The organism is Ruegeria conchae, assembly GCF_000192475.1.
In the GTDB taxonomy this organism is placed as follows: Bacteria; Pseudomonadota; Alphaproteobacteria; order Rhodobacterales; family Rhodobacteraceae; genus Ruegeria; species Ruegeria conchae.
Genome location: NZ_AEYW01000012.1, coordinates 265186 through 288530, shown reverse-complemented (window position 1 = coordinate 288530; position 23345 = coordinate 265186). Strand labels below are relative to the sequence as shown.

The following is a 23345-nucleotide window of genomic DNA, read 5'->3' as shown; positions in this document are numbered from 1 at the left end:
TGTTCTCATTGTTCAGTGTTAGTTCAATTGTGAGCAAACAATCGCATAGTCATGCGATGTCTGAAAACGGTGTGAGCTGATGGTACTACACCCGGCTGGTCCTAATACTGATCTTGGCGCGATGGAGCATCGCCATCTCACAGTCATGATGGTGGATCTTGTCGGATCAACTGTTCTCGCCCAGACCCTTGATCCCGAGGATTTGCTATCGACCACGCTGCGCTATCAGAAATTGGTCGAACATGCCACCAATGCCTTTGGAGGCAGCGTGCTGCAGATCGTCGGTGACGGAGTTTTGGTGGTCTTTGGGTGGCCTTCTTCCTGTGAAAACAATGCCGAAAGGGCCATGCGCTCGGCTTTGCGCATACATTCTGATCTGGCCGAATTGTCTGGCCCGACCGAATTGCAGTGCCGCATCGGAATCGCTTCTGGCGTCGTGCTGGTCGGGGATATTGCACTCGGGAGCAACATCCAGCCGGATGCGATCTTTGGATCTACGCTAAATCTTGCTGCGCGGTTACAGGCCCTTGCTGAACCCGGTGGGACGCTGATATCCGCTGCGACCCGTGCACTGGGGGGCGAGCAGCTTGAGTTCGATGGCCTGGGTGCAAAGAGCCTTGCAGGATTTGATCGGCCCGTTCCAGTGTATCGCTTGGCAGGTGAGACCCGAATTCAGGTATTGGATAAAGACCGGATACCTTTGATCGGGCGGGACGCTGAGAGAGCGCAACTTCATGCGGCTTGGTCTGACGTGGAAACCGGCAAAGGAAGGGTAATTTATCTGCAGGGTGAAGCAGGAATTGGAAAATCCCACTTGATCCGGGATCTGCGTACGTCGGTCGGCCCCCAGGCCTGGGTGACGTATCATTGCAGTCCTTTTCATGTGAGCTCACCCTTTTTTCCATTCATCTCACAAATTGAACGCTGGTGCGGAATTCTCGACAGCGACGACATCGCGATCCGACGAAACCGAATGACGGAACATCTGGGCAATATTCTGGATGACGACCAGTTGGGCACCTTGTTTTTTGTTCTCGCCCCAGGACCCGGCGATCATGGACCCGCCAGCGAAGAGGCGCTGCGCGCCGAAATCGTTACGATATTCCGTCGTGTCTTTGAAGTGTTAAGCCGCGAAGGGCCGGTGCTTGTCGTGGTCGAGGATTTGCAATGGGCAGATCCGTCGACCCTTTCGGTTCTTCAAGCTGTGGCAGAGCATCTTAGCAAATTACCTGTTCTGCTATTGTTGGCCGGGCGAAATCCTGTCACGCGGGCTATGGAAGAACGCATCCCTTCGCTGCAGATAACTGCACTATCACCGCTGGATGATGACACCGCTGCGGTTTTGGCCGGTGCCGCATCAAATGCGCAGCTTAGTGATGATACCATGGCGCAGATCGTGACCCGTGGGAACGGCATTCCACTTTTCATCAAAGAATGCGCGACTGCTATGGCAGCTTCACCCGAACGTGGGCTGGGGGCCATTCCCGCGACACTTCACGACCTATTGGCTCAGCAAATAGACGAAGTGGGTGAATTGCGCCGTACAGCTGTCGAGGCGGCAGTCATAGGTAGTACATTTGGCGTACCAATGATGGCGCATATCAGCGGCATCTCAGAAGCCGAAGCTGATGAGGCAATACACCAGCTTGCCTCAACAGGTTTACTGCAGCACCTGCCGGGTACAGGGAAAAATGCGACCGGGGCCTGGCGGTTTAGGCACGAACTTGTCCGCGAAGCAGCCTATCAAAGCCTCGTACGGGACCGGCGGGCGCATTTACATCGACGCGCAGCCGAAGCACTGAACGCACAGCCTGAGGCGGCCCGCAAACCGGAACAGATTGCACGTCACTGGGAGTTGGCAGGCGCGCCCGGCAAAGCCGTGGCTGCCTGGATCGAAGCCGCTCGCATAAACCTGCGTCGCCATGCCAATCAAGAAGGTGCGCAGCACGTTAGAAACGGACTGCGATTGCTGCAGAAACTGCCTGCCGAACATCGTGAAGAGGCAGAACTTTCCTTGCAGTTTCTACTTGCAGCCGCAGAACGCGTCCGGATCGGATATGGCGCGGATTCTGCAATTTCAGCCTTCGACCGTAGCTTTGAACTTTCCAAGAAACTCGGGGACCGACGCACTTTGGTGCGCGCCGGCAGGGGTCTCTTTACCGCCGCGATGGTCAAAGGGGATTATCGCAAGGCCGAGCATTGGGGACAGGCGATGATTGATGCCCATGATGATCACCATACGTGCATGGTCGGCAATTACATACGTGGATCAGCGCTTGCACCGCGTGGACAGTTCATAGCTGCGGCGACTGCGCTGGAAAAAGCAGCTTTGCACGCCGAAGCACACGCTGCTGAGGCAGGAAACGATCCGGATGTCGCGGCGATGTTACAGATCGAGAGCATGGCTGCTTTGGTCGACAGTTTCCTGGGAAAAACTGAACGTGCTTTGGCTCGCGCCAAAAGTGCGGTTGATGCTGCAGGGGTATTGGGGCAGTCGCTGACAGTGGCAAATGCGATGCATTGGCAGACCGAGATCTACATGCAGACCGATCATCCGGATTATCCGCATATGGCAAAGACTTTTGCAAAGATCGTGCGAGACAGTGTTGGCCCATATTACAACGCGGTTGCAACCGCGCATCTCGCGGGTGCGTCGATACGTTCGGGCGAACCGGCAAAGGGCGTCGCCTTGCTGCAATCGGCCTGGGAAAAAATGCATGCAACTGGAGCCAAGGCGGCAGGTGTTCTTGTCCATACTGAACTTGCGCGTGGCTTTCTCGCGCTTGGTCAAATCCCACAAGGTCTGGAAGCAGTTGATGCTGGTTTAAGATTTGCGGATCAAACCGGAGAGCGGAATTACGAAGCCGAGCTAAACCGGATCAGAGCTGCGCTGCTGGCAAAGCAGGAAGACGCTTCTGATGAGGCCGAGGCCGCGTGCCGAACGGCGATACAGGTGGCCCGTGATCAGGGAGCTGCTCTGTATGAGAAACGAGCATTAGAAGATCTGGCCCGTCTGCGACCAGTTGACCCTGAGATTGCTGCACGTCTTGCCAAGCTGAATGATGCCGGGGTTTCGGCCTAGCGCCTTCGGCCCAATGCACAGTCATCCGGGGCAAGATTCAGACCAACAAATTCAGCGACCTGCGCAAATGAAGAGGTTTTTAGCAGCAGCCGATGTCCCGTTTGCGAAAAGGTCTTGGCCGAGTACAGGTTCTTTGAGACCATTGGGTTGTTCATGAGTTGCGTGATCGCGTCATACCCCACCATTGACGTCATCAAGTCACCCATAATGACGGTCCCCTTGTGCTGCTCGGCGAACAAGCCCGGAAACAACTCGATCCGGTCAACATTGCAATACATTCTGCTCAGGTCGGCGATTAGCTCGTCGGCGAAGGGCTGATCCCCCACAAGATCCGCGATGCTCGAGTGTACTCGACGTTTAAAATGATGACGATAGGCGTTCAGCGAGGGAAGTCGTGCTTTGCGTGTAAGGGCAATCGTTGCTTCGACCGGTGAGGGCACACCTTTTGCAGGCCTTTCGAACAGAAAATCAGGTGTATTGCGCAGCGATATCCTGGCTGCGGGTTGGCGCGAGAGAGAGCGGATCATTTCCTCAAGTCCCGTTTGTTCGACGAGGCGAGGGTTGAACCGGAAACCAGTCGGCTCGACCTGAGCGCCGTCGATGATGAAACGCTCGGGGATCATTGAATGCCAACGGTACAGCAAATTGAATTCAATCGCGATTTGGTTTGAGTGATGCCAACGCTGCCAGCGGTTGACGCCGACCGGCAGATGAAAAGGCATGTTTGCCACGTGGCTGATATAGTCCTCGATCACCAGTTTGATCAGCAGCGCGATCAGAGTGCATCGCGTGGTTTGGAACACGCGCTCTTTATCCCAGCCGTCAGTGCCGCGTTTCTCGCGCCAGAGAAGATCGGCAAATGTATTGTGCGCGCGCATCATCAATGTGTTGATGGCAGTATAGCCGATCGTGCCGTTGCCGTTGTCCAGGCCGGTTGCGTGAAAATCAAGCAGCCTTTGATCGACTTGTTGGCACGTCAGCTCGGGATGTGCGCGTTTCAGGGAGTTGCGCAGCTTGCACGGATCATGCAGGGGCCGCGCAGCATCATCACCCTCGGCGAGACTGCCATCAAATGGCGGGGCCAGCTTAACTCCACCGGATTGATCTTTCTGGAACAGCTTCGGCGGCCACATTTCGCCATTGTCGTCCATCCGAAACGCCAGTCGGTGGGTCATTACGCCTGTTTCGGGGTCTCTTTCGCGCAGCATATCAGTTTGAAAATCATTCAACCCGTAGATCTGGCAAAGATCGACTTCGTGGTTTGAATCAGTCTGATCAAACGGTCCGGTTGGCCCGAAGGTCCGCAGAAAGCTGTCGGTGAACCATTGCGCGACCGATATGAAAAGAACGGTCGTGCCTTGCGGGCACAACAAGGTAAGCGGGCTGCCATCTATCTGTGTTCTGCGGCGAAACAAGTCGGCCACTTCACTTTCCGATGGCAGGATCGGTGAGGGATCTTCGGGCGGTGTGTGACGACCAATCCAGCGGTTGGAATAGACGCCCGGCCAGCTGGTATAGTCCGCACACAATGTATAGGGTCGCGGCCGGTGCACCCGCGCTGCATTCGCAAGCCTCATGGCTGAGATATAGCTTGTCGTGCGTGGTGCGATCTTGAACCCAAGATTGATAAGATCATCAATATTCAGCATCTAAATGGCTCCAATTGATCATCGGTTTGGAAAACGGGCGCGCGCGAGGCTGAGGTAAGTCTTAAGCCGGATTTCGTTGATCGGACCCAGAGGTTTGTGCTCGGCGGTCACACGCCATGGCGAAAATGAAAGGGTATCACCATCGAGCGGATCAAATTCTGCATCTCTTTCGATGGTAATATCTGCGATGGGTGTAACCGTGCGATGAAACGGGTCAAGTGGTGCGTCTGGCTGTGGATCGCAGGCCCATCGGACGCGGTTGTCGAGCGGATCGAAGTCGCCATCATTACGCGGTGGTTCGATTATACAGAACTCAAATCGATTGCCGTCACCGGCGACGTCCTGACGGAGTTTCCGGCTGATGCCGTCATGCTCGTCCACCGGTTTAGTTGCTACCTTATGTCGAACGCTGCGGGCGAGGTATCGTACTGTCAGGTCAGTCCCCAGCCGATAGGGCGTCGTTGACCAGAAATGCGCCTCGAATGGCGACTGCATGTAGTTCGAGGCAAAATCGCTCGCAGTCTGAAGACGTCGCCTGCCTTTTTGTGTGGCAAATGCGTGAAACAGGGCCACCAACCCTCGAGTGATCAGCTTCAATGACCAGCTGCGACGCTTATTTGACGCGTGCTGTAGGGCTTGCAGCGTGGCGATCAGGCTGCTTAGCCGTTCATAATCGTCGGAAAGGTAACTGGGGAAAGTGTCCCGATCGACAAGAACAAAGTCGAACTCATCGCTGATTTGCGAGATGTTGAGTTGTGAAAGCGCCTCGACGTCGATCAGTTTGGTGCCCGGCACATCAAATAGTTTGACCGCCATTCCATGGGCATCGGTTTTACGATCATCCAGATGCGCACCGTTGGAAAAGCGAACTGCTGCAGAATAACTTGCTGCTTTTTCGAAAAGGCCATGGCGCAACCTTTCCGGCAGATCGTCCCGGATTGTGAAAGTGGCTTTGACACACCCATGGCTGCGCCCATGTTGCGCTCTTAACCTTCGACCTTTCCACTTCGCGATCGCTTCAAAATTCTGATCGATGATATCGTCAACCACGTCTTCAGGTGAAGTGTTTGGCAAATAATGTGTCAACGAACCCCCTTTCCCGAGCAAGCCCAGGCAATAATTAACCTCTACAAATATGTCTGACAGCCAACCCCTTCTAAATGCCCGCAGATTAACCCTTTTTGGTTTTTCTTTCAAATGAAGTGACTTATGGCAGCCTTATTGCCTCAATCCTTTCGACCTCAAACAGCCGTTTTCGCGTCAGAATGAAGTATACCGGTCAATAATTGGTAGGGTGGGATCAATCGATTTACGACTTCCAAACGGGCGCGGTTGGCGCCGTGTTCGCTAGCGTTGCGTTGGCTTACCTTGGAAGACTTATGCTGACAGAAAGTTATTGACGCATTTCTTGATCTCGGGCACTCAGGCAGCAGATGGTTCCCAACGATACGTCAGAGGGATGAAAAGGGAATACGGTGAGGAATGCCACGCGGCGCCAATTCCGTAACTGCCCCCGCAACTGTAAGCGGTGAGCTATGCCAAATAGCCACTGACCCCAAGGGTCGGGAAGGTTGGCCAAGCGCGGACCCGCAAGTCAGGAGACCTGCCATCAATTGTTCAACCAACCCGGGGCGGGGCGTCCTGGAAGGAGGTATTGATGGCACGTTATACACGTGTGTGCACGACTGGCAGCTTCCGTCTGCGCTTGGAAACAAGCGGAGTGAGAAATGCGAAAATCGCTGATCAATACATTGTCGACAACGTGAACCGCCGACGCGGGGTGCCCAACGCGGTGTTCAGAATACTCATAACGTTACGATATAGCATAGCAATAACTTTAATTGCGCAATAAAGGTGGCGAGATGACGAACAATGTTGATCATATCCTTCTTGTCTGCGCGAGCTGCAGAAGTGGCGAAAGTGCAGACAAAGTACCCCAGGCTTTGAAGCATAAATTGCCGAGGGAATTTGTGATCCGCTCTGTGAATTGTATGGCGGGTTGTGAAAGGCCAACCACCATCGGCTTTCAGGCCCGTGGCAAAGCACAATATCTATTTGGTGACATTTCTACAGATAAAGATTTGGACGCGATCGTTGAATTTGCCCATCAGTATCTGCGCAGTGGCGATGGTTGGACAAAAGCCACTGATCGGCCACGGGCATTGTTCACAAAAACTCTCTCACGCCTGCCGCGTATTGAGCTTGAGGAAGCGCTATGACCAAGCAAAGCTTTCTGATAGCCGAAAATCTGGAATATTACGCGCTTAACGGAGATATCTTGTTGCAAGGCGTTTCGTTCGCCTTGGACGAGGGCGCTATTCTTGCGATCGCTGGTCCGAACGGGGCAGGTAAAACAACGCTTTTGAATCTACTCTGTGGTGCCGAGGCACTGGCATTGGGGGATGTGCGTATGAATGGACAAAGCCTCAAGCACCTATCCGCAAAAGAACGCGCCCGCATGATAGCCGTTGTCAGCCAGCAGGAATTTCCTGACGGGCGTCTGTCACTGCGTGATTATGTGGCATTGGGTCAGATCCCCATACGCGCAGATCGCTCGGCCGAAGATCATGCGCGCGAACTGAACCGGATATTAGACCTCACCCATTTAGGCATGTTGGCGGACAAGCGGATGGCTCAGCTTTCTGGGGGTGAGCGTCAGCGGGCTCATATTGCTCGCGCCTTGGCACAAAACCCCTCGTTGCTGTTTCTCGATGAACCCACAAATCATTTGGATCCGGACGCAAAGGGGCGGATGCTATCGCTGGTCGCTGATCTTGGGGTCACAGTGGTAATGATCGTGCACGATTTGGTCATGATCCCTGAATTTGCCACACATGTTGCTTTGATGAAATCCACGCACCTGACCGGATTTGGCACTGTTGCCGAAGTTCTGACGCCCGAACGGGTCCGTGAAACCTTTGGCGTGGATTATCTGTGCTTTCACCATGAGGGTCGCGTGATACCGGCTCTTGATATCCGAAGAACCACTGTTTCTACATAAACTCAGGAGAATATTGATGAAACACATCTGGTCCGTGGCTTTGGTCACTGCCATTGCAAGCAGCGCTGCAGCGCAGGAAGTCACCGTGGACAATTGCGGCGAACCCCTTGTGTTTGAGACGTTGCCGGAACGGTTGGTCGTGCATGACATGAACATGACGGATATGGCTTTTGCTTTGGGGCTACAGGACAAGATCGTCGGCCTCACCGGGATCACCGGCTGGTACAAGACCAGCCCGGAATTCGATACCTTGCGGGGTAACATTCCGGAGCTCGCGCCGAAATACCCCACTGTTGAGAACCTCGTCGCAGCGGACCCAGATTTGTTTTTCGCGGGCTGGTATTATGGAATGAAACCGGGTGGGGATGTGACGCCAGACACATTGGAACCCTTCGGGATCAAAACCATGATCCTGACCGAAAGCTGTGTGCATTTGGACAAGGATCGCCCCGAGTCCAGCATGGACCTGCTGTTTGACGATGTTCTGCGTCTTGGCAAGGTTATGCAGGTCGAGGACAAGGCCGAGGCGCTAGTGAGTGAATGGAAAGACGAATTGGCCGCGATCGAAGCGCAAACGACCGAGCTGCCGAAGCCTCGAGTTTTCTTGTTGGATGGTCCGGCGGATGCACCGTTCACTGCTGGGAAGTTTGCCATTCCCGATGCTATGATCGCTGCGGCGGGTGGTGAGAATGTCACCCATGACATGGATACAAGCTGGGGGCGTAGTTCCTGGGAAGCCGTAGCCACATCTAACCCCGAATTCCTGGTGCTGCTGGATTATCAGACCGGCAACGGCGCAGCAGATACCTTCAAATTCCTGCAAGAGCATCCGGTGATGTCGCAGACCGATGCCGTCAAGAATGAGCGTTGGATCGGCTTGCGGTACGAAGAATTGACACCTGGCCCCGCAAATATTGAGGCGATCTCGAAAATGGCTCAAGCGATGCATCCGGGCCTCAACTGATATGGGCCGATTTGGCCTAACACTTCTGCTGGGGGCGGCTATTTTGGCCGCCCTTGTGCTGGTTTCCACGATTTACGGAACTACCTCGATCCCGGTGTCTGAGACATTTACTGCTATTATGCGTGGCACGGGTATCGACGACGGCGAAATGTCTCCGATGCACCGGATCGTGTTTGATCTCAGGTTGCCCCGTGCATTGTTCGCCGCTGTGATAGGCGCCGGACTTGGTATCGTTGGCGTCGTCCTACAAACCACGACTCGCAACGATCTTGCCGACCCTTTTCTTTTTGGCTTGTCTTCGGGGGCCGCCGCAGGTGCGGTGTTTGTCATCACCGTAACCGGAGATGTGCTGGGTTTTTGGACACTGCCGCTCGCCGCCTTCTGCGGAGGGCTCGTCGCGTCGGGCGTTGTATTGGCGCTGGTTCACGGTTTGCGCACAAGTGCGCCAGAGAAACTAATCCTGGCAGGATTGGCGGTTTCATTCCTGTTTTCAGCCATCACCAACTACTTGATATTTGCGGGTGACAACCGCGCTGCCCACTCGGTGATCTTCTGGATGTTAGGTGGATTGGGCCTGGCCCGCTGGGAGACGTTTCCGCTTGTTTGTGTTGGGCTGATCCTGATCCTAACGTATTCTCTGTATCGCAGTCGTTGGTTGGACGCGCTGCTTACGGGGGATTTAACCGCAGCAACTCTTGGGGTCCCTGTTCAGGGATTGAGATTCAGCATGTTTTTCACGGCGGCTTTGGCAACTGCAGTTTTTGTCTCGGTGGCGGGTGTGATCGGATTTGTTGGCTTAATGGTGCCACACATAGCCCGCGGAATTGCGGGACCTTTGCACAGCCACCTTGTACCGACTGCCGCGATTGTTGGCGCTGCGTTATTGACCGGTTCGGATATTCTCAGCAGGCTTTTGCTGGCGCCACAGGAGTTGCCAGTAGGGATTGTCACGACTTCCATTGGTTCGGTTTTTGTATTTTTGCTTTTGTTCAGAACAGCAAGAAACCAGCGGTGAATTTAAGTGATGAACAGCCGCAGCTATCGCTTTCCGGATTTAATCGCATCTCCGCTTCTTGATGGTCGCAATGAGCCTAAAATTGCCAACTTCTCAATAGTTTACTCTATTTGAAAGGTGCAGTCGGGCTAAAAGTTTGGCAATCAAATGATCATTCTACTCTTGGCGAGATACGCCACAGAAAAGCGCCGCCGATAAAGAATGCCAGATCACCCAGTGATGTGACCACGCGAAACAACCCGATTGCAATCAGCGCTTCTGCCTCAGATATGTAGGCCTGTAAAAAAATGAGCAGAACAAACTCACGGATTCCGATCCCTCCAGGCGCGCCAGGAGTGACATAGCCTAACAGCCAAGACGTCACGGCAATGACTATGATGGCAGGGTCATAGTCACCGGAAACCAATCCAACCAATACCAACAAAGTAAAACCCATGGCTAAAAAGAAGATGGAAGCAAGCAACGATCCGTAGATAAGCCTTTGTCGCGACGGCGTGTTGGGCTGCGCTCGAAGCATTCTTGTAATCAGTATGATCATCAAAATGGCAATAACCATCGCTGTCGGTACAAGCCAATGAATGGGTATGACCTCAGATATTTCTAGTGAGTGGGGAGCTGCACCAAATGTAAATCCAATTAGAGCGAAAAGCCCCGCGACCAGAATAAGAGTGCAAATTTCAAGAATATTTGCGAGCGCCAACCCACCCTGACTTGCTCCATGGTCAGCCATAACGATATGTCGGCCCAAATATTGAAACACGTTTCCCGGTAGATATTTCGCGATCTGCGTTTTGGAGTAGGTTGAAAACGTCAGTGCACGTGAAAATGTTTGGTCTTGCGTTCCCTGGACCAGCCCATGCCAAAGCTCGGCCAATAGCAACAAAGCGGTTGAATAAAAAAATATTGCCGCAAATACGATTGCCCACGCCTGCCAGCCAGGAGACCAAGCCGCAATTTGGGACCAGTGCTGTGCAACCGCGACGGTAAAATAGTACAAAGTCACGGCAACAATGGCCCAGCCTATCACGCGTAGCGCGCGCCGCAGTCCACGCCCTAACTTATTTGGAAGTGTCATTTCTCTGCTACAGGGGTGGGTTGGATCAGTGTCGTTTGATCGGGGTAGGGCAGTGATGGAACGCGCCCCCGGTAGGTCTTGATCTGTGCCTCCACCGCTTCAATCGGGCTGCGATACTCCCGTCTGCCAGAGTTATCAAATACGATCATGCCACCAGGTGCAACGTGTGCTATCGCGTGCCTCAAACAAGCCACCCGTGCGCGTCCGTCTATGATGATGACGTCGAATGGACCTTCTGCGCCTTCGATTGCAGTGACATAATTTTCGAAGCTGTGCGAAGTATTGCCAGGTTTTTTTGATCCGTATTCTGGATTGTAGTTGGCATCGGGCTCAATCAGCCTCAATTCAACGTTGGAAAACGCGCTCAGCCGGTTGGATATTACAGGATGCCAATCGACATCATGTTCGACACTGGTGACATGATGAGCGCGCCGCGCGGCCCAGATTGTGCTGGTACCGCTACCGTATTCAAAAACGCGTGGGGTGTCTCACTGGGCGAGAAAAGCGTCGATCTTGTCGATGGACGTCAGTCTGGCGGTTGATGGGGCTCGATTCATTTCGTGGGGTCAGAGAAATCGTGGTAGAATCAATACTATTGCGTTGTGTGTAAGAGTTTCCTGTGTTTTTTGTTGTTTTATGGGTCAATTGAATGAATTGCGTGCGTAGATGGATGACAAAGACTTAAAAATCATTGAGGCATTGCAAAAGAACAGTTCTCTTTCGCAGCGAGAGCTTGCCGAAAAGGTCAACTTGTCTCAGAACGCCTGTTGGCGACGCTTGCAGCGGTTGAACGAGACCGGTGTAATCGTTGGTTCGACGGTGCGCGTTAACCGCGAGAAACTTGGCCTCGGCTTGGTAGTCTTCATGATGGTGAAAACGCGCCATCATTCGACGGAATGGCTTGATGCATTCCGCCGCGCCGTATTGAAAATTCCGGATGTCGTAGATTTTTTCCGGATCGGGGGCGATTACGACTACATGATAAAGGTCATCACTGAGGATATGAACTCGTATGATCTGGTATATCAGCGCTTGATTTCAGAAGTAGAGCTTGACTCAGTTACCTCCTATTTCTCGATGGAAGCAATCGCTGAGCAGCGGCCATTAAAAATCTCTTGAACTTTGATTTTCACGTGAACAGCCCGATTTGGTTGGTCCAAACTAATTGTAAGTGCATGATTGGATTGTTTTCGATTGGGAAGAATCGCACTAGGGGCGATCGTAAACTTTAGGCGAAGTTTTCCCATTCTTGTGGTCACATACACAGGATAATCTGAAATCGGTTGATATTTTGGTGATAATATTCACCAGGTCGCAGATATCATTTCCATCAGGAGGACACGATATGAATAGACTTATCCAAGCTGCCGCATTCGGTATTTCGGGTATAGGAGCAGCCATTTCGCCAGCGATGGCCGATGAGTGGCGCCTTAACAACTTTCTTCCGGAAACACGCCCGGAAACGGCTGAGCTGGAGCAATTCGTCGAAGATGTGAACGGCGCACTCGCGGAAGGCTCTGAGATTACTCTCTACAGCGGCGGTTCGCTGGGTTTGCCCAACACGGATACCTTGCGTTTTTTGCCCAAAGGCGCAGTGGAAATGAGCTTGATGTGGGCCAACTATTTAGGGCGTGACGCTCCTGCGCTAAGCTCCGTAGTTGTTCAGGGCACCATCGGCTCGATCGAGGAGTTCGAAAAAGCAATCCCGACAGTCCGCGATATCTATGAAGAAGAGTTTGCTGACTGGGGTGTGTCCTCAGTGGGTTATGTCGCAATCCCGATGCTGTCGGTTTCAGTTTTCTGCCGGGATGAGCCCGTGCGCACCCTTGAGGATCTCAAATCAAAGAAGCTGCGTGTCTGGGCGCGTGATCAGGTCGAAACCTTCACCCGTCTGGGTGTAGCCGCGCAGATCATCCCGCAAGAAGAAATGTATGTGGCGCTCAAGACCGGGGTCGTTGACTGTGCCCTTTACCCGGCGCTCTATGCGCATACGGTCTCGTTGCAGGAAGTGGCCAAGTATGCGTCATTCCTTTATCCGATGGCATCCGGCCCATACGTAATCGGTGTGGCCACCGACAAGTGGGACGCGACGGATGAGGCGACCAAAGCGGCGATCACTGCAGCAGCAGATGATTTGTGGGACCGTACCAACCAGTATGAAGATGACTTCGAGCGTGAGCTTGCTGCCCGTGAAAAACTTGGTGAAGAGGGTGTGACCTGGGGTGAAGACTTCTCTGACGAAGACCGGGCCCTCTTTGTGTCCTCGGTAACCGAAACATGGAAAATGCTGGCGGAAGAAGCTGGTGGAAACGCACCGGCCTACCGCGAACGTGTTCTGACCGCTTTGGGCCGCTAATTCTAAGATGGCAACAAGATTAAAACACTTTATCGCGCAGGGGCTGGATCGTCTGGCCCTTGCGTGTGCGGCGGCATCAGCACTGGGAATGATTGCCATTGTTGGCATTATCGTAACCAGTGTCCTGATGCGTAAGTTTGCCAACTCGCCTCTTCACATCACAGAGGAAGTAGTTGGACTGTTATTGAGCGTCTCGTTGTTTTTGGGTTTGCCGATGGTCACCTTGCGGGCCAAACATGTGCGCGTTTCGCTGTTGGCCGACAGGATAAAAGGCAAGATGCATGTCGTTGTGCAGATAGTCGCGCTGCTGGTTGGTATAATCTTCTTTCTCTGGTTGATCGTCGAGACGATCCCTTGGTTCGAGTTTGCTTTCATGCGCTATCTCAAGACGGAAACCACCCGGATTCTGCTCTACCCCTGGATGGCGTTAATGCCGATCTCTCTGACGCTAACCCTATCCATTTTTGTGGCCCGTCTGGTCGGTGTTCTGGACCGAGTGGATGACTCAGAAGCAGATATGGAACAAAGCTTTACCGACGAGGCCCGCTAATGTCATTTTGGCTTACTCTGATTGGGGTGCTGGTTGCCACCGCCGGTACTGGCGTCGCTTTGGGTGCCGCATTGGGCCTGACTGGGCTTATTATCCTTTACTTTTTCTCAAACGGCGCGACCTCGCTTGCAATCGACGCAATCTGGGGCGTTTTCAACTCGTTCACACTCAGCGCGGTGCCAATGTTCATCTTGCTTGGTGAGGTGTTGCTGCGGAGCGGAATCAGCGAGAAAGCCTATTCCGCATTCTCGCCTCTATTTCGGCGAATTCCAGGTGGGTTGCTGCACACTAACATTGCGGTTTGCACATTGTTTGGAGCCGTCAGCGGTTCGAGCCTTTCGACAGCAGCCGCGGTCGGATCGATTGCTTATCCTGAAATGTCCAAGCGCGGCTATGACAAAGACACCGTAGTTGGAAGTCTGGCTGGCGGAGGCACGCTGGGGCTGCTGATACCGCCGAGCCTGTCTTTCTTGATTTACGGCGCATTGACGGAAACCTCGATCGGCCGCCTGTTTGCCGCAGGCATTATCCCGGGTTTCCTAGTGGGTCTGATGTTCATGGCCTATCTCTTCGTAAAATGCTCTCGCAACCCGTCGATCGCTCCACGTGACCAGGAGCCGGTATCGTTGTGGCAAGCCTTAGCAGGCTTCAAACAGATTTGGCCACTTCTGGCACTGATTTTCGCGGTGATCGGCAGCATTGTGGGTGGTTTGGCAACGCCAACCGAAGCCGCAGGTGTGGGCGTTGTGCTGGCAGTCATTATCTCTTCGATTTGGGGGGATTTGACCTGGAAGAAATTGGTTGAGGCGGTGTATCAGTCCGTTCTGTTGTTCGCTGCAGTTGGTTTTCTGGTGCTGGGCGCAACCATTTTGGCAAAATCCACAAGTATCCTGGGTGTCCCTCAGCAAATTCTCGAGGTGGTCGCAGAAAGCGGTATGGGAACCTACAGTGTGCTGTTAATCGTCGTTCTGATTTATCTGATCCTGGGATGTTTCTTCGACGGATTGTCCCTGATGATCATGACGTTGCCGGTGGTATTCCCGCTTTTGACGGGCTTGGGATTTGATCCGATCTGGATCGGAGTAATCATCACCATCGTGATCGAGATTGGACAGGTCACACCCCCGGTGGGACTTAATCTATCTGTCCTGACGGCGCTGACCAATAATGAAGTCAGTTTGGGACGCGTCGCGGTGGCAACAGTGCCTTACTGGTTGATCCATCTGTTCGCCATTCTGGTACTGACGATGTTCCCTGCATTGGCGCTTTTCCTGCCAAATCTGCTATTCTGATAAAGGAGCTCAGCCCTGTGGTTCTGAAAGTGAGGCCCAAAAGTTTCGGACCGGTCTTTGTGTTCTTCGATGGAAGTGCACAACTCAGCTATGCCTATGGGGATACTGACGACATTATTTCTCATCCGCCGCATGAAACTCCGGTGGACACAATGATTGCGTCGCTTGGTTCATGTATCATACGTTCAGTCGAGTGGGCGGCTGCGCAACGTAAATCGCAGTTGAATCCTTTCACGGTCAAAATTGTAGGCACCAAGTCTCCTGAATTGCCCGGTCGGTTGGAGAAGGCCGAGATCACGATCATCGGCGATGTGGTGGATGATGGGGTGATGGCCACCCGCATCTTGAAGCAGGCTAAAGCTATTTGCACTGTCAGCAACTCATTGAACACCGAAGTCGAGATCAACATTCAGGCGGCCTGATCGCCTGAATGCCGCTGCCAGCCAATTTCTCGGTACAAGGAGCAGAGCCATGACCGAACCCTCTGCTGCGAGGCACGAAGTTCCCGTAGATTCCGACACGACCCTTGAAATGCTCGACAGAGATCCAGCCTCTGTCTATCGGCGTTTGCGGCGCGAAGCGCCTGTGGTCCGGATAGAGGCGATCGGCCGGATTGTTTTGACTAAGGCAGACGACACCTATCTGGCCAAAACGGATTCACAGCATTTTCATTCCTCCGATTCCAGGACGGCAATGGAACGAGCGTTTGGTGGCAACACGTTGATGCGTAAAGATGGTCCGGCGCATCTGGACGAGCGAAATGCAATGGTGGAAACCTTTCATGCTCGCCACATTTGCGATACCTGGAGGGCTAGGTTCCAAGCAGTCACTGAATTGGCTGTATCCGCTTTGCGCGATCAGACCAGAACGGACCTTCGCCAGACCTTGGCGGCTCCGCTATCGGCGCTCTACCTGCAACACGTTTTAGGCATCCAGCCTGACGATCAGGATCAACTTTTCAGTTGGGCGAATGCCTTGATCACGGGGGCCATGAACTCGGGTTTTGACCCGGCCGTATTTGCGCTCAGCGATCGTGCCAACGATGAAATGAACCGGTGTTTTGACAGGATGATCGATTTTCATCGCGAAAACCCCAATCCTTCCGTTTTGTCAGTGATGGTCAATGCGCCTAATCCACTTTCACTAAGTCAGATACGCACAAATCTAAAAATCTGTATCGGGGGCGCGGTGGTCGAAAGCCGTGATGCGATTTCAACCACGATCCACGGGCTTCTACGCAATCCGGATCAGCTAAATCACTGCATAGAATCCGATCGTTGGGACTTGGCATGTGAGGAAGGGCTGCGCTGGGTTGCCCCTATTCAGGCCAGCCCACGTATAGTTGCCAGTGAAATTGCCCTACGCGGAGTAACGTTGCCTAAAGGTGAAACAATCTTGGTTGTGCAGGGCTCGGCCAATCATGATGAAGACTACTGGCAGGACCCACATCTGTTCAATATTTATCGCCCGCTTAGTGCAAACCAGACCTTTGGGTTGGGTCCGCATCGGTGTATGGGGGGCGATCTGTATCGTCGACTGGTAAGCGATGCACTGCTGCCGTATTTGTTCCGGTGTTTTCCAAATATGCAGGCCGATCCCTCGCGGGCTGTAGAGTTCAGGGGTTTTGCTTTTCGTGGCCCGACTTCACTGCCGGTTTTTCTCCGTTGAGTTTGATAAATGCGGAGGCGGCATTGAACGAGCGCCTCGATAACGGTGTGGCAGAAACTTAGAGTTGGTGAATTAACCCAATAACAACCCTATTCTTCGTTCATAATTATCGAATAATATGCCAATGGTGATAACTTTGGGTCATATTTTTTTGTGATTACATATAAAATACTCATCAAAGGAGTATTCCCATGTCGCTTGCAGATTTTCGTAGTTCTCTAAAATCCGATAACCTTGTTCGCAACTTGCGCGAAGGCGTAATTGGCGACGGGGCAAGCATCCCGGGCCTGTTTGGCGAGGTATCACTCGTTTACGCAGATTATGTTGCCTCCGGACGGGCTCTTGCTCAGGTTGAGGACTATATCCGAGAATCCGTGCTGCCCTATTATGCCAACAGCCATACCGAAGCATCGTTCTGCGGTTCCTTTATGACCCGTCTGCGCGCCGAAGCCCGGGCTGAAATCTCGCGTCTTACTAATGCCGCAGGGTGCAGCACGATATTTACTGGTTCTGGTGCTACTTCGGGCCTTAACCGGCTTGTCGCGCTATTTGGTATCAACGACGCTGCCAAGGCTGTTGTTTTTATTGGTCCTTACGAGCACCATTCCAATCTGCTGCCTTGGCGTGAATCAAAAGCTGAAGTAGTGGAAATCCCCGAGGCCGCAGAAGGTGGCCCTGATCTGGCGTTGCTTGAAGCAGCATTGAAGGATCATGCTGACGCTGACGTCAAAATTGGCAGCTTTTCGGCAGCGTCCAATGTCACGGGTATTGTCACTCCGACCGATGAGGTCACGCGATTGCTCAAGTCCCATGGTGCATTGTCGGTCTGGGACTACGCAGGAGCTGGTCCCTATCTGCCGATTGATATGAACCCCGCCGATGATTGCCAAAAAGACGCAGTCGTTGTTTCACCACACAAGTTTCCGGGGGGGCCAGGAGGCAGCGGGGTATTGATAGTGCGCGATGACACTGTTTGTCTGGATATCCCATCGTGGCCAGGAGGAGGGACAGTAACCTTCGTGTCGCCGTGGGATCATCGGTACTCGTCCGATATCGCAGCCCGCGAAGAGGCAGGCACCCCCAATGTTATTGGTGATATTCGCGCCGCGCTGGCCTTTATCATCAAAGACGAAATTAGTCAGGCCTTCATCTCTGCACGCGAAGCAGAGATGAACGAAATGGCATTGAAGGCTTGGTCCAAAAACCCGCAACTGGCCCTGTTGGGCGTTGGTCACCCGCATCGATTGCCAATCTTTTCGTTTCGGGTGAGCCGTGCTGATGGATCGCGTTTCCACCACCAGCTTTTTACCCGAATGCTAAGCGACGTTTATGGTATTCAGGTACGAGGTGGATGTGCCTGCGCAGGTCCGTATGCGCATCGGCTCTTGGAAATAGGACAACCCGAATCCGAACAGCTATTCAGCGATCTGCGGGATGGAAAAGAGTTGCTTAAACCGGGTTGGGTACGTCTGAATTTCAGTTATCTGATGGATGACGCGAAAGTTCAGTACATCATCGATTGCGTGAACGAATTGACCGGTCGTCTCGACGAGTTGGAAGTGCGTTACATGTCCGATCCAGCAACCGCTCGCTTCGCCATCAATTCCGACGCGCTTGAAGTGGCGTAGTCGGCGATATCGAGAACTTACGGCGGTCGGACCTCCCTCGGTGGGTCTGGCCAAATTTCTTACTGTCTGATTGTGACAACAGCCGGGAGCGGGTCATTTTGCAACGATTGAAATATCGAAGTTCAGTTTCTATCACACACGGGGGCTTGAACATTGAACCTGGGATTAGTGCGACTGATTTTCATTTGTACCGTGACTGGGTAGAAGTCGTTGGCTCTTCGAATTCTAAGGCGCGGGTTCGTTCAATGTGAATTGATTACGCTGCTACCAGTTTGTGTGCGATCATTCACCGAGAAAGAGGCCATTTGGCACGGCGCGTCAAATGGTCAGGCTATTTAGTGGTCAATCTGGGTAGATTGGCCATGTCGGGCCGGGGCATGAGGAATCATATGGTCGAATCGCGCAGTGAAATTGCATTTTCCCGACGATGTATCGTGTTGGAGCAGACATGCGCATCAGTGTAGGGATCGCGGTGACTCTGCTGGTTGCGTTGTCGATTGGCGTGTCAACTTTTCTGGTGCATTCGCTTTGGTGGACGACTGCACGCGAGAACAGCCGAATGTTGGCGGCTGAGATCAATAGCCAGATCGCAAATACTGTTCGGATCGAAGTTGGCTTGACGCTAAGATCTGCCGAGGCAGCCTGGGCAGCCGTGCGAACCATCTTTGTTCAGGATGTCATCGCCACGCGACAGGCCGACAAACGCGAGTTTGTCTTTCTGTCGCAACTGCAGGCGCAACCAAACATTTCGTGGATCATGTTTGGTTGGCCGGACGGGAATTATTTCGCCGCTCACCGCTTGGGGGATGGTGGGCTTGAGATGATCGAGATCGACAGCGAAATCCGAGATGGAATGCTGCGGACCGACCGATACATTTTTATTCCGGGTGATATTCAGTTCGAAGAACGGGCTTTCTCGGCGACAACCTTTGATCCGCGTGATCACGCTTGGTATCGGAATTTCATAGGCCGGGGCACTGCCGACTGGATCGAAGCCCGCGATCTGCCCGGTGGTCATAAGACGGTCTATGCGTTTGCAGGCCCCGTCGACGTAAATCGCAAGCGTCAGGGTGTTCTGGCGGTTGTCATCGAAACTGACAGGCTGTCGCGTTTTCTGGGCACACTGCGACCTGGTGAATTTGGCGCTGCATTTATTCTTGACGCTGACGGGAAGGTGATCGCAGTTCCCGATCCCGAGGCGGATGAGATCACACCTGCCCGGATGGGTGAAGGTCAGCTTTACGAAGTTGCCAAGAAGTCCGGGCAGCAACTGCTGGGGAATTCGATTTCGCGCGCGTCCATGAACTCCACAACTAGGATTGTGAACGATGGCGTGCCCTATGCAGTGGCTCTGACACCGTTGGGGTTTTATGGGTGGCGCGTGGCGACGGTTATTCCCGAGTCTGCATTCTTGTCCGGAATCAATCAGACACTGGTGAACTTGCTCTATATTCTGGTCGGAGTTGTCGTCGTCGCAACGGCGCTGGCAATTTGGCTTGTCCGAACGGTTGTCGCAAATCCTTTGGCACGCATCGTCGAAGACCTGAGCCGCGTTGAAAGGTTTGATACCGAAAAGATCACCCGCAGACCCTCAAAGCTTCGCGAACTTTCGAATCTTTCAGCGGCAACCGCGAATATGGCGGCAGGCCTATCGGCCTTTCGCAAATATGTACCAACTGATCTTGTTCGGATGCTGGTTGCAGAGGGGATCAAAACGCAGCCGGGCGGAGACCTAAAGCGAATTTCAGTTCTGTTTTGTGATGTGGCTGGTTTTACAGGGCTTTCGGAAAAGCTGGGCCCCGAAATTGTTCAGTTGATGGCGCCGTTCTTCAGCGCTGCATCGTCTGCTATCGCCCGGCATGATGGGACGATTGATAAGTTCATGGGTGATGCTGTCATGGCCTTCTGGGGTGCCCCGCGTGCCGACGCCGATCACGCCGAACATGCCTGCAGGGCGGCTTTGGATCTTGTCGAATTCGTTGCCGCAACAGGTATCAAAGATGATGAGGGGCACCCTCTGAGCATACGTGTGGGATTAAATACAGGCGATGCGCTGGTCGGGAATATCGGTTCAGAAGAGCGGTTGAATTATACAGCGATAGGCGACGCTGTTAATATTGCCAGCCGTCTTGAAGGTGCCAACAAGATTTATAGAACTTCGATTCTGATCGGCCCGGAAACGCGCCGTGCTGCAGGTGATTCAATCGTGGTTCGCGAGCTCGACACATTGGCAGTTTATGGTCGAACAGGTGGTCTGGTGATTTATGAGTTAATCGAAATGGCCGACAGTTCTGCGGGATCGCATTCATGGATAAAAGCTTACGAAGAAGGACTTGAGCACTACCGAAACCTCCGCTTCGAAGCGGCGATCCGGGCTTTCGAAGCTGCAGAACGAGGCCGGGGCGGCGATCAGGCTTCAGCTATTATGATAGAGCGCTCAAACACCTATCTGGTGTCGCCACCACCGGAGGATTGGAACGGGGTTGCTATAGCGGACTCCAAGTGAATTGACCGGCTTGGGCGATCACCAAGAAATGGTGCTTACACCGCAGTCTCCAGCGCCGCCGAACTATACACCTCGGTGCTGACCTCAAGGTTTCAGATGTAACAGACATCCAGCGTGCAAAATGCGACACGAAGGAGATCGTCTCCCGATGTTTCATTTTCAGGTAGGTGAGGGAGAGACGCATTGGCGGAGACCATTCAGACAGGTCCTTCAAGTGTCTTGAATGGGTCGCTAGCCTGTCAAAACTGAAAGCCAGGTGCCTGATTTTAGGATTCAAGCGCCTGAAGGATGGTCACAGCGATAATCTGTGTCACATCCTCTGCACTACAGCCCCGCGAGAGGTCGTTGGCTGGTTTGGCTAGCCCCTGAAGAACCGGTCCAATTGCCAGATAACCGCCTAACCGCTGGGTCATCTTATAGCCAATATTCCCGGCATCCAGATTTGGGAAAATCTTGATGTTCGCCTGTCCGGCAACTGTCGATCCGGGTGATTTGCGTTCGCCGATCGATGGAACAAATGCGGCGTCAAATTGCAGCTCTCCATCAACGTTCAATTCCGGGTGCTTCGCGCGGAGTATTTCTGTTGCGTTGACTACTTTGTCGACCGACGGATGGCGTGCGCTGCCCTTGGTTGAAAAGCTCAGCATCGCGATTTTTGGTTCTTCCCGCAGCAAGGCGCGCGCGGAAACCGCCGATGCAGCAGCAATACTCGCCAATTCTTCCGAATTCGGGTCTATTACTAATCCGCAGTCAGAATACAGCATCGCACGTGCACCGGGTTGTGCGTTTTCGGGCGGGTACATCAGAAAAAAGGATGACACCATTCCAGCGCCAGGTTTCATGCCAATGACCTGAATTGCGGTTCTGACAACATCGCCAGTTGTATGTACCGCTCCTCCCACTGTGCCTGTTGCGTGTCCGAGTCTCACCAGCATCGCCGCATAGACCAATGGCGTTTCCGCCGCCTGCCGCGCCTTGGCTTCGTCAACACCCTTGTGTTTTCGCAGGTTATAATACTCGGCTGCAAAAGCCTCAGTCAGGGAAGATTGGGCCGGGTCGTGGATCGAGATACCGTCGCCAGCTGATGCGCCCTCGGCGTGCAATGCGGCTTCAACCTCTGTTTTTGGTCCGACCAGAATGATATCGGCGACACCCGCACTATGTGCCGCCAGCGCCCCTGCTACTATCCGCGGGTCTGCTCCTTCGCTCAGCGCCACAACAGGGCGGGTTGTCGGCGCATTCGCCTTCAGCAGCTCGATTGGCGTCAAGGTCATCGGTACCCGTCCTTCTCCACTAGAATTGGCAGCAACGCTCGGTTGAGGACATTGGAGTACACCAATTGGCTTGCCCGTAGCTGCACTGCGCCGGTTCGTCTCACAAACAATGGTTTTGTTCAATGCGTCAAACGGCGCGCCGCTGCCGATAAGCGACCAGAAGTGGGCCAGTTGTTGGCTCGTCGCTGTCAAATCTGCGTGAACGGATCAGGAAGAACTCTGATCCCAGATCGGCGTGCAGTCTTCGCGGAAGGCGAAGCGTAAGAGGTGTTGTTCAATAATCTGTTTCCAATGTTCCAGATCACCGCGCGCGCGCGTTGTAGCGACAATCGACAGATAGTCTTGGGTCGCCGACATCTCGACAGATTTGCCATCCGAAAAGTTGATCCGGCCGTGCGTCTCGTTGAATTCAACCTCGGCCTTGTGCGACCAGTGCTTGCAGAGTTGTTGCAGATATTTGCTGCTGTTGGCCGAGGTCATCCGTCCCGATGCTGTCTGGTCAGGAAGCAGGCTCAACGCTTTTTGCGCGCTCGTGCGAATAGCGCTGGCAAACCGGGTTACATCAATGTCGGTGGCTACAAAGGTTGCACCCAGATCAAGACATTGGCGCTGCATCTCGGGGTCCGTAGTCAGAATACCTGCCGCCTTGCCAGCGGCCACTGTGCGTTTTATGGCATCAAGCACGGCGGCTTTGACCTCTGGGTGTCCTGCCTGGCCGATATGGCCCATATCAGCAGCCAGATCTGCTGGTCCAATAAAGACCCCGTCAACCTCGGTCTCCAGAATTCCATCAAGTGCCGCCATACCGGCACGGTTTTCAACCTGAACGATCAGACATATCTGGTCATCTGCAGTGGTGAGATAGTCGTCGATTGCGGCGAACATCGACGCCCTAGCTAAAGATGAACCGACACCGCGTGACCCAATAGGCGGATACCGAACCGCCCGAACCAGTTCTTCTGCCTGATCCTTAGTTTCAACCATTGGTACAAGGAGACTTTGAATACCCGCATCCAGATATTGCTTGATCAACCATGTTTCGCCGATCGGCAAGCGGGCGAGTGGTATGCTGTCGGAGGCTTCTATCACGCGCACCTGTTCCAGTATCGAGCGCAGATCATTCGGGGCATGTTCGCCATCTACCAGCAGCCAATCAAATCCGGCGGTTGCCGAGATTTCGGCGGCGTATGGACTTGCCAAGCCAATCCAGCAGCCCATTTGGGGGCGTTTTTCTTTTAGCGCGATCTTAAAGCGGTTTGTTGGGGCAGGCATGGCGAACTCTCTT

Annotated in this window: 20 protein-coding genes and 1 riboswitch; of the genes, 14 read left to right on the top strand and 6 right to left on the bottom strand. The window is 53.4% G+C overall.

Features of this window, described 5'->3' with window-relative positions; genetic code table 11:
* Positions 1 to 79 precede the first annotated feature (79 nt).
* Entirely contained in the window at positions 80 to 3082 is a 3003-nt protein-coding gene (locus G7G_RS0111750; protein WP_029621953.1) for an ATP-binding protein, read from the top strand.
* Here the strand turns inward: G7G_RS0111750 and G7G_RS0111745 are convergent.
* Together G7G_RS0111745 and G7G_RS0111740 are read right to left on the bottom strand one after the other, a co-directional pair.
* Entirely contained in the window at positions 3079 to 4731 is a 1653-nt protein-coding gene (locus tag G7G_RS0111745) for a peroxidase family protein (RefSeq protein WP_010441622.1), read from the bottom strand. The two genes, G7G_RS0111750 and G7G_RS0111745, sit on opposite strands and share 4 nt — an antisense overlap.
* 18 nt (positions 4732 to 4749) lie before the next feature.
* Positions 4750 to 5817: a catalase family protein gene (locus G7G_RS0111740; RefSeq protein WP_010441621.1), complete on the bottom strand. Its 1068-nt coding sequence runs from the start codon at positions 5815 to 5817 to the stop codon at positions 4750 to 4752.
* 331 nt (positions 5818 to 6148) lie between these two features.
* Positions 6149 to 6356, top strand: a riboswitch (cobalamin riboswitch).
* 237 nt (positions 6357 to 6593) lie between these two features.
* Between G7G_RS0111740 and G7G_RS0111735 the strand changes: the two genes are divergently transcribed.
* From G7G_RS0111735 to G7G_RS0111720, 4 genes are read left to right on the top strand one after another with little or no spacing between them, the layout of a single operon-like run.
* The gene (locus G7G_RS0111735; protein ID WP_010441620.1) at positions 6594 to 6950 is read left to right on the top strand and encodes a DUF1636 family protein; all 357 of its coding nucleotides are present in this window, start codon (positions 6594 to 6596) and stop codon (positions 6948 to 6950) included.
* A complete protein-coding gene (locus G7G_RS0111730; RefSeq protein WP_010441619.1) occupies positions 6947 to 7732 on the top strand; it encodes an ABC transporter ATP-binding protein in 786 nt (261 codons plus the stop codon). The genes G7G_RS0111735 and G7G_RS0111730 overlap by 4 nt, the downstream gene beginning before the upstream one ends.
* Positions 7733 to 7748: 16 nt before the next feature.
* Positions 7749 to 8696 carry an ABC transporter substrate-binding protein gene (locus G7G_RS0111725; protein WP_010441618.1) on the top strand — a complete coding sequence of 316 codons (948 nt, stop codon included), beginning with the start codon at positions 7749 to 7751 and terminating at the stop codon, positions 8694 to 8696.
* Position 8697: 1 nt separating this feature from the next.
* Positions 8698 to 9711 (top strand): FecCD family ABC transporter permease, encoded by a 1014-nt coding sequence (locus G7G_RS0111720; protein WP_010441617.1) that lies wholly within the window; start codon positions 8698 to 8700, stop codon positions 9709 to 9711.
* 151 nt (positions 9712 to 9862) lie between these two features.
* Here the strand turns inward: G7G_RS0111720 and G7G_RS0111715 are convergent, their stop codons facing one another.
* A complete protein-coding gene (locus G7G_RS0111715) occupies positions 9863 to 10786 on the bottom strand; it encodes a hypothetical protein (protein ID WP_010441616.1) in 924 nt (307 codons plus the stop codon).
* A complete protein-coding gene (locus tag G7G_RS22980) occupies positions 10783 to 11232 on the bottom strand; it encodes an O-methyltransferase (protein ID WP_083829005.1) in 450 nt (149 codons plus the stop codon). Before G7G_RS22980 ends, G7G_RS0111715 begins: the two co-directional genes overlap by 4 nt.
* Between G7G_RS22980 and G7G_RS24395 the strand changes: the two genes are divergently transcribed.
* The 9 genes from G7G_RS24395 to G7G_RS22975 all read left to right on the top strand — a co-directional run bounded on the left by G7G_RS24395 (position 11173) and on the right by G7G_RS22975 (position 20786).
* Complete coding sequence (locus G7G_RS24395; RefSeq protein WP_010441614.1) at positions 11173 to 11328, top strand: hypothetical protein; 156 nt, start codon at positions 11173 to 11175, stop codon at positions 11326 to 11328. The genes G7G_RS22980 and G7G_RS24395 overlap by 60 nt on opposite strands.
* Positions 11329 to 11452: 124 nt before the next feature.
* Positions 11453 to 11905: an Lrp/AsnC family transcriptional regulator gene (locus G7G_RS0111705; protein WP_010441613.1), complete on the top strand. Its 453-nt coding sequence runs from the start codon at positions 11453 to 11455 to the stop codon at positions 11903 to 11905.
* 226 nt (positions 11906 to 12131) lie between these two features.
* On the top strand, positions 12132 to 13142 hold the full coding sequence (dctP, locus tag G7G_RS0111700) for a TRAP transporter substrate-binding protein DctP (protein WP_010441612.1): 1011 nt from the start codon (positions 12132 to 12134) through the stop codon (positions 13140 to 13142).
* Positions 13143 to 13149: 7 nt separating this feature from the next.
* Positions 13150 to 13692, top strand: coding sequence for a TRAP transporter small permease (locus G7G_RS0111695; RefSeq protein WP_010441611.1), 543 nt, complete (start codon positions 13150 to 13152; stop codon positions 13690 to 13692).
* Entirely contained in the window at positions 13692 to 14984 is a 1293-nt protein-coding gene (locus tag G7G_RS0111690; RefSeq protein WP_010441610.1) for a TRAP transporter large permease, read from the top strand. The genes G7G_RS0111695 and G7G_RS0111690 overlap by 1 nt, the downstream gene beginning before the upstream one ends.
* Before the next feature lie 17 nt (positions 14985 to 15001).
* Positions 15002 to 15406 (top strand): OsmC family protein, encoded by a 405-nt coding sequence (locus tag G7G_RS0111685; protein ID WP_010441609.1) that lies wholly within the window; start codon positions 15002 to 15004, stop codon positions 15404 to 15406.
* Between the two features lie 49 nt (positions 15407 to 15455).
* The gene (locus G7G_RS0111680) at positions 15456 to 16652 is read left to right on the top strand and encodes a cytochrome P450 (RefSeq protein WP_010441608.1); all 1197 of its coding nucleotides are present in this window, start codon (positions 15456 to 15458) and stop codon (positions 16650 to 16652) included.
* Between the two features lie 191 nt (positions 16653 to 16843).
* On the top strand, positions 16844 to 18280 hold the full coding sequence (locus G7G_RS0111675) for an aminotransferase class V-fold PLP-dependent enzyme (protein ID WP_010441607.1): 1437 nt from the start codon (positions 16844 to 16846) through the stop codon (positions 18278 to 18280).
* 448 nt (positions 18281 to 18728) lie between these two features.
* Complete coding sequence (locus G7G_RS22975; protein ID WP_010441606.1) at positions 18729 to 20786, top strand: adenylate/guanylate cyclase domain-containing protein; 2058 nt, start codon at positions 18729 to 18731, stop codon at positions 20784 to 20786.
* Between the two features lie 266 nt (positions 20787 to 21052).
* On the opposite strand, the gene pta is transcribed toward G7G_RS22975, so the two are convergent.
* Both pta and G7G_RS0111660 read right to left on the bottom strand, forming a co-directional pair.
* Positions 21053 to 22060: a phosphate acetyltransferase gene (pta, locus tag G7G_RS0111665; protein WP_010441605.1), complete on the bottom strand. Its 1008-nt coding sequence runs from the start codon at positions 22058 to 22060 to the stop codon at positions 21053 to 21055.
* A 207-nt stretch (positions 22061 to 22267) separates the two neighbouring features.
* A complete protein-coding gene (locus G7G_RS0111660) occupies positions 22268 to 23332 on the bottom strand; it encodes an aldolase/citrate lyase family protein (protein WP_010441604.1) in 1065 nt (354 codons plus the stop codon).
* Between the last annotated feature and the right edge of the window lie 13 nt (positions 23333 to 23345).

What these genes read in the sequence shown, in the direction of transcription:
- G7G_RS0111750 (WP_029621953.1), top strand. Translation starts at nt 80, where the DNA reads ATGGTACTACACCCGGCTGGTCCTAATACTGATCTTGGCGCGATGGAG.
- G7G_RS0111745 (WP_010441622.1), bottom strand. Translation starts at nt 4,731, where the DNA reads ATGCTGAATATTGATGATCTTATCAATCTTGGGTTCAAGATCGCACCA.
- G7G_RS0111735 (WP_010441620.1), top strand. Translation starts at nt 6,594, where the DNA reads ATGACGAACAATGTTGATCATATCCTTCTTGTCTGCGCGAGCTGCAGA.
- G7G_RS0111730 (WP_010441619.1), top strand. Translation starts at nt 6,947, where the DNA reads ATGACCAAGCAAAGCTTTCTGATAGCCGAAAATCTGGAATATTACGCG.
- G7G_RS0111725 (WP_010441618.1), top strand. Translation starts at nt 7,749, where the DNA reads ATGAAACACATCTGGTCCGTGGCTTTGGTCACTGCCATTGCAAGCAGC.
- G7G_RS0111720 (WP_010441617.1), top strand. Translation starts at nt 8,698, where the DNA reads ATGGGCCGATTTGGCCTAACACTTCTGCTGGGGGCGGCTATTTTGGCC.
- G7G_RS0111715 (WP_010441616.1), bottom strand. Translation starts at nt 10,786, where the DNA reads ATGACACTTCCAAATAAGTTAGGGCGTGGACTGCGGCGCGCGCTACGC.
- G7G_RS24395 (WP_010441614.1), top strand. Translation starts at nt 11,173, where the DNA reads ATGCCAATCGACATCATGTTCGACACTGGTGACATGATGAGCGCGCCG.
- G7G_RS0111705 (WP_010441613.1), top strand. Translation starts at nt 11,453, where the DNA reads ATGGATGACAAAGACTTAAAAATCATTGAGGCATTGCAAAAGAACAGT.
- dctP (WP_010441612.1), top strand. Translation starts at nt 12,132, where the DNA reads ATGAATAGACTTATCCAAGCTGCCGCATTCGGTATTTCGGGTATAGGA.
- G7G_RS0111695 (WP_010441611.1), top strand. Translation starts at nt 13,150, where the DNA reads ATGGCAACAAGATTAAAACACTTTATCGCGCAGGGGCTGGATCGTCTG.
- G7G_RS0111690 (WP_010441610.1), top strand. Translation starts at nt 13,692, where the DNA reads ATGTCATTTTGGCTTACTCTGATTGGGGTGCTGGTTGCCACCGCCGGT.
- G7G_RS0111680 (WP_010441608.1), top strand. Translation starts at nt 15,456, where the DNA reads ATGACCGAACCCTCTGCTGCGAGGCACGAAGTTCCCGTAGATTCCGAC.
- G7G_RS0111675 (WP_010441607.1), top strand. Translation starts at nt 16,844, where the DNA reads ATGTCGCTTGCAGATTTTCGTAGTTCTCTAAAATCCGATAACCTTGTT.
- G7G_RS22975 (WP_010441606.1), top strand. Translation starts at nt 18,729, where the DNA reads ATGCGCATCAGTGTAGGGATCGCGGTGACTCTGCTGGTTGCGTTGTCG.
- pta (WP_010441605.1), bottom strand. Translation starts at nt 22,060, where the DNA reads ATGACCTTGACGCCAATCGAGCTGCTGAAGGCGAATGCGCCGACAACC.
- G7G_RS0111660 (WP_010441604.1), bottom strand. Translation starts at nt 23,332, where the DNA reads ATGCCTGCCCCAACAAACCGCTTTAAGATCGCGCTAAAAGAAAAACGC.